Origin of the sequence: Flavobacterium anhuiense (genome assembly GCF_050990855.1) — a bacterium.
In the GTDB taxonomy this organism is placed as follows: Bacteria; Bacteroidota; Bacteroidia; order Flavobacteriales; family Flavobacteriaceae; genus Flavobacterium; species Flavobacterium anhuiense_C.
On the sequence record NZ_CP158861.1, the window covers coordinates 3,290,679 to 3,303,444 of the forward strand.

General features: G+C 34.1%; 9 protein-coding genes. All 9 read right to left on the reverse strand.

Features of this window, described 5'->3' with window-relative positions; genetic code table 11:
* Positions 1–3 precede the first annotated feature (3 nt).
* The 9 genes from ABTV69_RS14690 to ABTV69_RS14730 all read right to left on the reverse strand — a co-directional run bounded on the left by ABTV69_RS14690 (position 4) and on the right by ABTV69_RS14730 (position 12,565).
* Entirely contained in the window at positions 4–3,363 is a 3,360-nt protein-coding gene (locus tag ABTV69_RS14690) for a SusC/RagA family TonB-linked outer membrane protein (RefSeq protein ID WP_433829991.1), read from the reverse strand.
* A gap of 10 nt (positions 3,364–3,373) precedes the next feature.
* Complete coding sequence (locus tag ABTV69_RS14695) at positions 3,374–4,477, reverse strand: FecR family protein (protein WP_433829993.1); 1,104 nt, start codon at positions 4,475–4,477, stop codon at positions 3,374–3,376.
* 67 nt (positions 4,478–4,544) lie between these two features.
* Positions 4,545–5,144 carry an RNA polymerase sigma-70 factor gene (locus ABTV69_RS14700; RefSeq protein ID WP_433829995.1) on the reverse strand — a complete coding sequence of 200 codons (600 nt, stop codon included), beginning with the start codon at positions 5,142–5,144 and terminating at the stop codon, positions 4,545–4,547.
* Positions 5,145–5,457: 313 nt separating this feature from the next.
* Complete coding sequence (locus ABTV69_RS14705) at positions 5,458–6,807, reverse strand: DUF3526 domain-containing protein (protein ID WP_433829997.1); 1,350 nt, start codon at positions 6,805–6,807, stop codon at positions 5,458–5,460.
* A gap of 1 nt (position 6,808) precedes the next feature.
* Positions 6,809–8,260: an ABC transporter permease gene (locus ABTV69_RS14710; RefSeq protein ID WP_433829999.1), complete on the reverse strand. Its 1,452-nt coding sequence runs from the start codon at positions 8,258–8,260 to the stop codon at positions 6,809–6,811.
* 5 nt (positions 8,261–8,265) lie between these two features.
* Positions 8,266–10,719 carry a TonB-dependent siderophore receptor gene (locus tag ABTV69_RS14715; RefSeq protein ID WP_433830001.1) on the reverse strand — a complete coding sequence of 818 codons (2,454 nt, stop codon included), beginning with the start codon at positions 10,717–10,719 and terminating at the stop codon, positions 8,266–8,268.
* Between the two features lies 1 nt (position 10,720).
* A complete protein-coding gene (locus ABTV69_RS14720; RefSeq protein ID WP_433830003.1) occupies positions 10,721–11,416 on the reverse strand; it encodes an ABC transporter ATP-binding protein in 696 nt (231 codons plus the stop codon).
* Between the two features lie 223 nt (positions 11,417–11,639).
* Positions 11,640–11,987, reverse strand: coding sequence for a hypothetical protein (locus ABTV69_RS14725; protein ID WP_433830005.1), 348 nt, complete (start codon positions 11,985–11,987; stop codon positions 11,640–11,642).
* A gap of 146 nt (positions 11,988–12,133) precedes the next feature.
* Positions 12,134–12,565 carry a DUF1810 domain-containing protein gene (locus tag ABTV69_RS14730; protein WP_433830007.1) on the reverse strand — a complete coding sequence of 144 codons (432 nt, stop codon included), beginning with the start codon at positions 12,563–12,565 and terminating at the stop codon, positions 12,134–12,136.
* Positions 12,566–12,766: the final 201 nt, after the last annotated feature.

Consider the following 12,766-nt stretch of genomic DNA (forward strand, 5'->3'; position numbering starts at 1 on the left):
TTCTTAAAATTTAGCATTAACTCCTAGCGAAATTGTTCTTGCCTGTGGATAGATATAACTATACTCTCGTATTCCGTTCATTCCTTTCGGACTTTTCTCCTTGTACCAATATGCCACGTTTGTAGCATCTGCAAATACAGCAAGTGAGTCTAAGAAAGTGTTTTTCAATGGTACGTTGTAACTTAAATTAATATTGCTGATTCTGATATAAGTAGCATCATAAATATATTTGCTTAAGTTGGGCAAAATTGGAGAAAGTGTTGCGGCAGATTGTGTAACATTATCTCCTGGTTTTCTCCAATAATCGTATGCATTTACAGATAAATTTCGGTTTGAAGTATTGTTGTATTGGTCAATAAGAAGATTTGACGCCAAGAATTCGCCTCCAATTTGATAATCTCCTCTAATCGATAAAGTAAGATTATTATAAAAAGTAAAGGTGTTATAAAAACCTCCGTAAGCATCAGCTTGTTTGTCTCCAATGGGTTCCCAGTCCGCAATAGTGAATAAATCGTTGTACATTTTAACGTCATAAACCTGACCATTTTTCTGAATAAGATCTCTTCCTGTTGCAGGATCTACACCAACCCATTTTATTCCCCATAAAGTTGAAGTGCTGTAACCAATTTTTTGTGCCAATGCAAGATTTGCCTGAGAATACTCGCTTCCTAAACCTTTTAATTCGGTTACTTTATTTTGTATTGTCGCGATGTTAAATGCCGTAGTCCACTTAAAAGCATTGCTTTTTACCCATTTAATTCTTGTAGTAAGTTCAAAACCTTTGTTGTACATACTTGCAGCGTTTAATTCTACAGTGCCATAACCATTTTCTGTAGGAATGTCTCTGGTCGTAATTAAATTGCTTTTATCATCATAGTAATATTCTAATGTTAACTCGACTCTTTTAAAGACATTAAAATCAAATCCAGCATTGAATTTTGTATTTTTTTCCCAGCTTAATCTACCATTAGGTGTTGCGCCAGTCGTTGCACCAATAGAACCATTGTAGCCGTTTTGGCTGATATTGTAAATACCTTTCGATCTGTACGAACCAATTTTAGAGTTTCCTGTAGAACCGTAACTTGCTTTTAACTTCAAGAAGTCGATCCAAGAATTAGAGCTTAAAAAGTTTTCATTGCTAAGAATCCATCCAGCACCTAAACCTCCATTGTGAGCCACATCGGTATCATCTCCAAAAACAGAACTTTGATCCCGACGATAATTTACCAATAAAAAGTAACGTTTTTTGTAGTTGTAATTGATTTGTGAGAATAGCGAAACTCTCGAATTGTAACTAATTTCGTTTCTGTAGCTCTGTCCGTTTTTTGATTCGTCAACAACCGTATCAGGGTTATCATCTCTTATGGCATCAGTAATATTATTAATATGCTCAGGCTCTAAGAAACCCACACCAGATTTGAAATTAAAATCAGTTTTATCCTCAGCCAATTCAAAACCAACTACACCATCAATTTCGTTGCTTTCATTAAGTTTTTTATTGAATAAAGCTTGACCTTGCCAATTCCATTTTGTAGAATTACGCTGATTGATAACACGGCGCCCCCATGCTGGATAGGTTATTTTATCATAAATAAAAGTTCCATTATATTGACCGCTTTCATTAGCAGCAGAAAAGTATCTATCTTGCTCTTTATCGGTATAATCCATACCAAAAAGAGTAGAAAATTTAATATTATCATTTAGTTTATAAGATAAATTTAAACTTCCTAAAAGTCCAAAAGTCTGTGCTTCGTTTTTGTTCTGCTCAATGGCTGCCAAAGGATTTCCTCTGGTTGTACCCGTTACCCCCAAATCGGCATACGAACCGTCTGCATTGTAAACGGCAAGTGTTGGAACATAAGCGAAATTATAAAAAATATTAGGAGCATCTTTTTGGACAAAACTTGGGTTAAGCATTAAGTTAATGTCTAATTTTCCAGAGCTGTAGCCTAAATTAATTCCAGCGTTTAATTGCTTAGTTTCATTACCAAGCTGTGGCTCGTCAATTTTGGTATAACTAACATTGGTGCGGTAAGAGAATTTAGAAGTAGAACCTGAAACATTAAAATTGTATTTATTGTAAATACCTGCTCTGTTCAAAATATCAAACCAGTCGGTGTTTATTCCGTTATAAGAAACAGGAACATAACCTACCGTGGTATTTTTCATGAATTCATTTCGCAGTTCGGTATATTGTTCTCCATTCAAATATTTAATTTGATTAATGGCAGAAGAAACCCCTAACTGATTAGAAAAACCAAATTGAGTTTTTCCTTTTTTTCCTTTTTTAGTAGTAATCAAAATTACTCCATTTGCTCCGTCAGCACCGTAAATACCAACGGCTGCAGCATCTTTTAAAACAGAAATGGTTTCAATATTTTCAGGTGCAATTTTCATTAACGGATTAGCTAAATTTTCAGCATAAACTCCAGATCCGTCAAAATCACCGCCATCTATAGCAAATTCCTCACTCATTACCACACCGTCAACAATGATAAGAGGTTGTGATGAAGTTCCAGTAATGGCATTACTCAAAGAAGACAAAGTACCTTGTCCGCGAATGTTGATTTTTACGGGACCACCAACACCAGAAGTATTTTCTACCATAACTCCGGCAATTTGTCCTGTGATCATTTTATCAAAACTTTCAGAAGCCTGTTCTACGGCAATATCTTTAGCCTGTAAAGTCGAAATACTTCCAACAATTTCTTCTTTTAGTTTTGTAGTTCCGTAAGAAGATGTGATTACAACAGGATTTAATTCGTCTGTAACTTCTTGAAGATAAAAGACAAACTCTTTCTTGTAACCCGCTACTTGCGATTGCGATTCCATTCCTAAGTACGCCACTTCAAGAATTTGGTATTTAATATTATCGCCTTTTAATTCGTAAGCAAATTTTCCGTTTGCATCGGTTATCGCGCCCATTCCAGTTCCGTTTACACGAATAGTCGCGCCAGGAAGAGGCTGTTTGTCTTTTGCACTATAAACTGTACCTTTTATAATGCGTTCTGTTTCTTGAACTGCAGTATTAGATTTATCAACAGGAGTAGCATCGGTCAATAAAACTTGCTTTTTTTGAATGTAATACGAAATATTGGTGCCCTTTAATAACTTCTTTAAAGCCGTTTCTAAAGTGGCATTAGTAACATCTAAATCGGCTAATTGGTCGGTGTCTATTTTTTTTGCATTATAAATGATTCTAAAATCACTTTGCTCTTCAATAGTTTTGATTATTAGGTTTATAGGTTTGTTTTTGGCATGTATTGTAATCAATTTATTTTGAGAAAATCCTTTAAATCCAGATATGAGAAGGACTAAGAAAAACAGAATTTTTCTTAAAATGGGTTGTATCGTAAATGTCATGTTTATTTAGTTATCGCGGATTGGTGATTGTAATGGTTTTTTGTTGAATAGAATAATTAAAAGGCGTGTCACGTTTTAGTAGGTCTAAAATGTTCTCGACACTAGATTCGCTGATTTTAATCGTACCGGTAAAATTCTGTCTGGCCAAATCAGAATTTTCGTTGATAATTTCAACATCATAAGTACGCTGAATAATTTTAGCGATTGTAGAAAATGGGGTGTCTTTAAAAGCAAGTTCGCCTTTTGTCCAGGCAGCATAAAAGGTTGGATCGACTTCTTTTAAGACCAATTTTTTTGAATTATTCCGCCATGTCGCCATTTGGTTTGGCTCTAGCAAAATAGTGTTAGAAGGATTAACAGCTTCAGACATTTTAATGCTTCCTTCAATTAAGGTACTATTAACTGTAGGATTCTCAGGATAAGCGCTCACATTAAATGTAGTCCCGAGAACTTCAATATCTGCCTGATTAGCATGCACAATAAACGGATGCAGTTTGTCTTTGGCAACTTCAAAAAATGCCTCACCGGTTAAATAGACATTTCTGTTTCCGTTTACGCCAAATTGCTCCGGATAACGTAAAGTGGTTCCAGAGTTTAAACTCACAACAGTACCGTCTGAAAGTTGAAGTTTGAAACGTTTTCCGTACGGAATAGAAAGCGTATTGTATATCACTTTATGGTCCTGAACTTTACCAAAGTAAATAATCTCAGTCGGAAATTTTTTGGCTACCAAATCGCCTTTGTCATTTAACAGCGTAGTCTGAGTTTTTTCTGAAATATATTCCAAATGGCCGTCGCCTAATTCTAGAACAATTTCTTTTGTAGTTTCAGACTTGCTATTCAATAAATAAATAGTAGTTCCTAAACCTAAAAACACTAAAAATACAGCAGCGTATCGTAAATACGGTCTGAATTTGTTTCTCGGTTTCATCTGAATTAGCGGAACAGTTTCAATAGATAAAGTAGAAGAAAGAGTAGTCAATGCCCAAATCTTCTTAGCCTTTATAAATTGCTGTTTGTTTTCTTCCGATGCTTCGATCCAATCAAAAAGTGCCTGAACTTCTTGTTCTGAAGCTTCATTAGAAAGGTATTTATTTATTATTTCCGATGTCATATATGCTTTTTAAAACTTCACGCCAATATAAGTACACCTCAGAATTAAAATACCCTACCTTTTATTCTTAATTATTATAAATAAGGATAAAAATTAAGAACAAATAATCGGATAATTTAGTCTTTAAAATCTTCAAAGCCTTTGTCATATGGGCTTCAACAGCTTTTAAAGTAACTCCCATTTCTTCGGCGATTTCTGCGTTTTTTTTATTTTCGAAACGTTTTTTTATAAAAACTTCTCGAGTTTTTGGAGGCAATTCGCTGATAGATTCCTGAATTATACGTTCTAATTCGGTTAATTCTAAAGTGTCAAACTGAATCGAATTTAAAACTTCGATATCCAATTCTCTTTCTTTGTGGTTTAAAAGGTCATTTTTGAATTTATCCTTCACTTTATTATGACGGATTAAATTCAAGCATTTTGATTTGGCGTAAGTAAACAAGAAAGCCTGAATCCCATTGATAGATTCTATTTCTTCTCGACTTTGCCACAGGTGTAGTAAGGCTTCTTGAGCAAGATTTTCAGCTTCGTCTTGATCGTAAATAAATTGAATGCTGAAAGATTGGATTCGTCTAAAATATTTGTCGTAAAAAAACTTGAATGCAGTTTCGTCTCCTTCCTTGAAGGAATGGAAAAGATCTAATTCGAAACGGGCATTATTATTCATTAAACGTAATTTATTTTGGCGAAAGCAATATTAAAGTAAATTTTAAAAACTACTCCATTTTGCTCAGAAAGCGGCAAATATAAAAGTTTATTTATATTAATTCTAAATAAAATGAAAATAAAGACATTTCCATGAAATTTTATTCAGAATAGGTTTAACATAGGCTGTTTTTTAACGGCAAAGCACGCAATTTTTTTTGATGTGCTAAACCTTTATAAAAACGCAAAGTCCGCAAAGCTTTGTCTAAAAAAACTTTGCGAACTTTGCGTTCCCGATAGCTATCGGGATCGCGTCTTTGCGCTAAAATAGAGACTTAAATAATAACTTTTTGATTAAAATTTCGCCATCCAAAACCAATCAATAAAAGATTGAAAAGCAATAAAGGCAAAACCGCTTTCATAAAACTAGTTTCAGAGTTATCTTCAAAAGTCTCTACTTTAAAATCTTCCCAATTTTGCTGATTGACAGCCGCATTGTCGAATATTTTCGGATAAAAATGCAGTCGCAGTTTTTCATGGAATTTAGTCGTTTCTTTCAGAAAAAGAAGCTGGTTTCGCAAATCAGACTTTGCAATTTCGTTTAACTGGATCTGCGTATGAAGCGTTGGAATAAACTGCGCGATCAATTCGCTTGCACGATTTCGCTGCTCTAATTTAGTCTCTAATTCTTTCGACTGAACTGCCGATTCATCGTCCCCCATTTGCTGCATCGCATAATACCAAAGCCAGCTGAATTCTTTATCGGGAAGTGCATAATTTTTAAACTGCGGATAATGCTTGTAGAATTTATCTACCGTTTCCTGTTTACCCATGTCCCATTTTTCGTGGTAAGCATTTCGTTGCGTAAGCGTTAATTCTAAAGCTTCTGGAACCTTATATTTATTGATAATATACGTATTGATTCCAGCAGGAAGAATGATGATTAAAAACAGCCAGATTGTCAATAGAATAACGGCATTGAAGTTTGAATTTTTCTGTAATGAAACAATGAAAAAACAAACCGCAAACCAAAACAAAATATACAAAACAGACAATCCGTAAAAGACAAAAAACAATTTATCAAGTGGGATTTGTAAAAACAAGACAGCAACCAAAAGAATCAAAGTCAAAAGCGCTACTAAGCTTAAAATTCTGACATAGAACAATTTCAAGATATATAAAAAAGTATTCGGACTTTGTACTGCCACAATTTTCCAAGTTCCAGATTCTTTTTCTTCAGAAATAACATTATAGGAAAAAGCAATAATCAAAAGCGGAAACAAATACAAAAGGACAAAACTAAAGTCTATATTTCCAGACAGCAAATTACTCGGATTATTGAGTTCCGAATCGTATTTCTGGCCTTCCAAACCGCGAATGGTAACATTTTGAATAGACGGATTCACATCGCGCTGTCCGATTGCTAAACTATTAATAGGCAACGTATTGTTGACCAATGAAAATTTGATGTAGTAGAGTAGGAGCCCAATTTCATCTTTATGAAAAGCGGCATTTCTCGCAATATGTTCTTTTTGGTAAACAGCAGCTTCAGCGATATTATTTTGTTGTTTTTCTTGAAACTGATGTCCAATTAAAAGGCTTATAAAACCAATGATTAATAAAAAAAGTAATCCAATTTTGGTACCTTTTGAACGTATAAAATTTTTAAATAAGAGTACTAACATATTAGATGGCTTTTAGATTTTTAGCAGCAATTCTGATCAAAACAAACAGCAGAATCACCCATAAAAGAATAGAGATAACAGAACTGATTTCGGTTTTTAAAACTTCACTGATGCCTTTTGGTTCATAATGAAATTCTTCAAGATCTGCCCAATGTTCTTTGCCAATTGTTAATGGTTTATCATTTGGACCAGGTTTTTTATTACTGATGTATTTAACTTGCAAAGCATTCATTTTCTGTGCCATCGTGTAACGGTAAACTTCGGCTTGTTTCTGAAAATCGATGTACGAATCATAATCGGTATTCGATAATCCCATCGATAAATTTTTCATGGCGATATACGGATTCAGAAAAGAAACGGCTTTCGAGAAGCTATTTTGTTTGGCATAAACCTTCAATAAATCTTCTAAATGTCTGTTGTAGATATTTGAACTGATTCTTTCGCCTTCAGTCATGATAAATCCTGAATAATTAAAAGGAAGTTTTTGTACCGAATCGACTTTGTAAACTCTTAATAAAGAATCTTTTATCGCTTTATAATGTAAATCGTTTGGATTGTGGCTGTCGCCTTGTTTTAAAATATCATTTTCAATATTACTCGTAAATTGAATTTTTGACGGCGCTTCGTACAAATAGGCTCCAATTGCCTGTGTTGTTCTCGGCAGAATAATGGTAAAAATCAGCCAAATTCCAATTAAAGAAACCAACGCTTTTTTTGATGTTTTGCTAGACGCCGAAACCAAAACAGCAACCACACAAAAGAACATCAGATAAATAAAATGAAACACTATAAATAAAAGCATTTTGATCATTTCATCTGCTGTAATTGAAAAGTTTTGAAGTGTTAACCAGATTAAAACCAATACAATGATAGTTGGGACAAATAGAAGCATAACAACGCTCGCAACGCCCAGAATTTTGCCCCATAAAAGTTGTTTCCAATTAATTCCTTGACTTAAAAGGATTTTTAGAGTTCCGTTTTCTCTTTCGTAAGCAACAGAATTAAATCCGATAAAAAAGATTAATAAAGGCAGTAAAATCTGCAAAACCATAGCAATGCTGATTTCGCCAAAACGAAGCATGCTGTTTGAAAAGCCAGCTTCAGAAAAATTGGCTGTGTTTTGTTTGTGCGCTTCTAGAAAAATTGCATTTCCAAAAAACGGCTCCATTCCAAATTCAAAAACGCTCAACGACGTACTTTTTCTAAAAGCAAAATTGCCGTAATGCGCCATTCTATGCGGATTCTTATCTGGATTTTTCAACCAGTCTTCGCGAGATTCGTGCTGATATTTTTCGCTAGTTTCGTTTTGGCTTTTGTAATTGTCCCAACCTGAAAAAGCAGCAAACAATAGTAATATGCCAATAAAAAAGGTAATAATATAAAGTGCCGGATTTTTAAAAACAGAATTTTTAAAATGTCTGGCTATAAGCAGTTCTGTATGTAATAATTTCATAGAAATTAAAATTTATAAGTTACGGTAAGACTTGCATTTCTAGGACTTCCAGGAAATAAACGCAGATAATTCTGTGCGCCAAGCCAATAGGTTTTGTTTAATAAATTGCCTGCATTTAGAGCAATTTGCACGTTGCTTTTATTAGGTTTGTAAAACAAAGCGGCATCAAAAATGGTAAAATCAGGAAGTGTAAAATCTCTTGTAAACCAAGGCACTTTACTGCTTTGATATTGAACTCCAAATCCGATTCCGAGATCTTTTAAAGCAGAATCGGCTGCAAAATTGTAACGCGTCCATAAATTGGCGCTGTTTTTTGGTGTGTTTTGCTTTCTTGCGCCAATCAGGTCAGGATTGCTGTCTTTTGTAATTTCGGCATCGATATAACTGTATGAAGCGTTAATTTGCCAATCTGGCGTTATATAACCTGCTAAATCACATTCAAAACCACGGCTTCTTTCAGCACCTCTCGTTACTAATAAATCTGGATTTGCAGGATCATTCGCATTCATTAAAATATTACGCTGATTGATTTCGTAAACGGCAGCATTAAAAGTCATGGTGTTGTTTAAAAAAGTGGTCTTTATCCCGACTTCTTTCAAATCGCTTTCTAAAGGATCAAACAGACTTCCACCTGGCAAAGAACCCGTTTGAGGCATTAATGTTACTGTATTAGATTGCGGCTGATAGCCTTGTAAATAAGTTGTATAAACATTTATCGCACTATTTACAGCATAAGTAATTCCGATTCTTGGCAGTAAAGCCGATTTTTTAACGGTCAGTTCGTTGCTGGTTTGATAGTTTGTAATGTCCTCAAACCATTCGTTTCGCAAACCCAATAAAAAAGTAAACTTTTCCCATTGAATCTGATCTTGAATGTAAACTGCATTTGTAGTCGTTAATGCTGATGGTAATGCCGTTCTTACATTCAAAGTATAATCTTCTGGACTTGTAATTTTGTAAACAGGATTATTTAAATTAAAATAATCGACATTTGGTTTGGGCATCACAACGCCGTCAACCGTAACAGTCTGATAATTTGATGCATTTGCCAAAACGAAAGTGCTGGCAACCGTTCCATCGTTCAATAGATAACCTCTTGCCGCATTTTGTCCTCCGCCTTTATTTTTATTCCAACTGCTTAAATCATAGCCTGTCAATAATTTATGATTTAGTTTTCCTGTTTTAAAATCAAAATTGAAATAAGTGCTTAAGTTGTCAATATCCCAATTTTGCTGACGTTGTACAAACTGCATCATAGCAAGATTGGTAACAGGCTGATTGTTCATGTCTACAGCAAAGGCATTTGTAGTTCTGTGTTCCTGAAGATCTTCTGTCCAAGTTTGCTTCATGTAAGATGCATTAAAACCAATTTTAGAATTGAATTTATGTGCAAAATTGGTCATCAAAATCATTTCTTTCGACTTAAAAAAATCACCTGGCGCGCCAAGATTTAAACTTATTGGAGTTTTATTCAGACTTGTTTTTCCTGCAACGGCACCAAAAATAGGCTGTCCGCGATCTAAGACTCCTGTCATGTTGCTCAAAATCAATTCAGTATTAATTGCCGTTTTTTCATTAGGTATATAACTGAAAGAAGGCGAGATCAAAAATGATTTATTATTGACTAAGTCACGAAACGATTTTGCTTGTTGATACGCGCCATTTACACGATACAAAAGCGTTTTAGATTCATTTAAAGGACCTGTAAAATCAAGAGTTCCACGCAAAGTGCTGAAACTGCCCACGCTCATGCTGACTTCTTTTCTGTCAATTGCCAAAGGTTTTTTGGTTACCATATTAATGCTTCCACCTGGATCAACAGAAGAAAATGTAGCGCTCGATGGACCTTTTATGACTTCAATTCGTTCAATATTACTGGTTAAAGGCTGAAGAAAATAATACTGACGCGTTCGCATTCCGTTAATTATCTGTCCTTCTTCATTTTGACTAATGCCACGAATGGTGTATTGATTGTAATAACTTGCCGGAATTACACCGCTAGACATTTTCACAGCATCTGCAAGATAAAAAGCGCCTTTGTCTGCAATTAATTCTTTGGTTATTGTTGAAATGGATTGGGGAATATCTTTGTTTAAAGCCGCAGTTTTAGTTGCGGCAAAAGAATAATCGCTGTTGTATTTTTTGGTAGAACGTCCGACAATCTCAACAGTTTGCAATTCATTTCGGTCAATTTCAAGCTGGATGGTCATAAAATCTGCACTTGATTTCAACTGAATGGTTCTATATCCAACAGCCGAAATTTCAATAGTTCCCTGACCTTCTAAATTAAAATTCCCGTTAGTATCTGTACTGGTTTCTTTATTAGAATTTAATAATTGCACAGATGCACCAATAATGGTTTCTTTTGAATTGCTATCGACAACTTTTCCTTTTACTTCCTGCGATTGCACTTGATTAGACAGTCCGATAAAAAATAGTATTGAAAATATATTTTTCATCTTAAACAGTCTGTAAATACAAATCTTCCAGTTCGTTAGCTGAAATCTTATCAGCTTCAATAACTGTAACTAAATTTCCTTGTTTCATTATCCCGATATGCGAAGCGACTTCTCTGGCTCTGAAAATATCATGAGTTGCCATTAAAATTGCTGTTCCGTCTGCTGAAAGTTCTTTTAAAATTTGAGAAAATTCATTTGAAGCTTTTGGATCTAAACCGCTTGTAGGCTCGTCTAACAAAAGGACTTTGGCTTTTTTTGCAATCGCGATCGCAATTCCGACTTTTTGGCGCATTCCTTTAGAATAACCACCTAAATTTTGATTATGCGCTTTGGCTTGCAGTCCTGCTTTGTCCAGAAAATAAGTTAGTTCGCCATCAGAATATTTGAAGCCTGCTAATGATGAAAAGAATTTAAGATTCTCTAAACCAGTAAGATTTGGATACAACATTACAGTTTCAGGAATATAAGCGATATGTTTTTTGGTTTCCTGATTGTTTTCGGTAACCGATAGGTTGTTGATTTTTAGTTCTCCCGAAGTTGGTTCAATAAAACCTAAAAATAAATTTATCGTGGTTGTTTTTCCAGCGCCATTTTGTCCTAAAAGAGCAAAAATTTCGCCTTCTTTTATAGTTAAATTTAAGGCATTCAGAGCCGTATGATCGCCATATTTTTTTGTTAGGTTTATTGCTGTAAGCATAAGTTTTGTTTGTTGAAAAAATTGATTTTTGAAATGGATATAATGAATCTAGGCTTTTAATGAATTTTAAAAGCTTGATTGTTAATTTCTTGTTTGAAGAATTACTGAACAGAATAAATACGTTTTTTTAATTTGAAAGGATCAAAATCAAAAAACTGGATTGTAAATTTGCTTATGCCTAATTAGAATAAATAGAGCAAAAGGTTTTTAAAAAGTACAGTAATTAAAATATAGGAGGTGCGCGCAGTGCAAAAAGGCTGCCTTTGAAAAATGTTGAAATTCCCTCAAAATATAAGAATCTATAAGAGGTTCCAACAACTGTTTTGTAAAATGCAAAAGTCTCGAATTCATTCGGAATAAACGTACTGAAAGCAAAATGACAAATATGGCAATTTGCATCGACCGAATGGCTATGTGTTATTTCTTTTTGACCAGGAGTATATTTATGATCACAATGTTTTTCTGCCGATTGTCTTAAAATATGCTCATAGGAATGAATCGTCTGAAACAGCATGGCAAACAATACTGTAAAAGACATCAGGAAATTTACTGCTGTAATCTTCTTTTTCATTCCGTGGTATTTCTGCTGAATATTTAAAAAGTTTACTACCAGATAAAATGCAACAGGGTTGCAAATATAAATATCTTATTTAGAAATGCAGTTAAATCGGCTTTATTTTTGGAACAACCTGCAGATTTGCAAAGTGATTCTTACTTCTATAAATTACTGTACAATAATTGTAAGGTATGAAAATCGGATGAACCGTCAAAATACTTGTGGAGGACTTTCTGAAAAACGGGTTCAGTATTTTGAACACTGGCAAACAAAGTCATGCACGATTGAAGTTTTTCTACATCAAGATTTTCAAAAATATCAGAAACACTTTCTTCTTTTTTTACCAGTTCAGAAGTAATTTCCACAAGATGTTTTCCTAAAATGGGATGCTCCAGAAAAGCAATTGCCTCGTCTGCATTTTTTATTTCGTAAAATTTAGAATTATCACTCGAACCCATTCCCTTAATCTGAGGAAAAATGAACCACATCCAAGGAGATTCTTTTTTGCCATTTTTGATTTCTTCCAATGCTGTTAAATACAATTTGTTTTGCGCATCTAGAAAACGAAGTAATCCATTGTTATTGTAAGCCATTATTTACGATATTAATTTGGGGATATCAGGTCATAAAACTAGTCAAAATATGTTTACTTGTATGTCATGAAATCTTTTTTTTAAAGTCAATTTTTAACATTTTAAAAAGAATAATTGAAAGGAAGATTAGCACTAAAACTTGATGCTTGTATTTTATATTAACAGATAAAATCGTACTAACAACTCGTTTTATTGTTATAA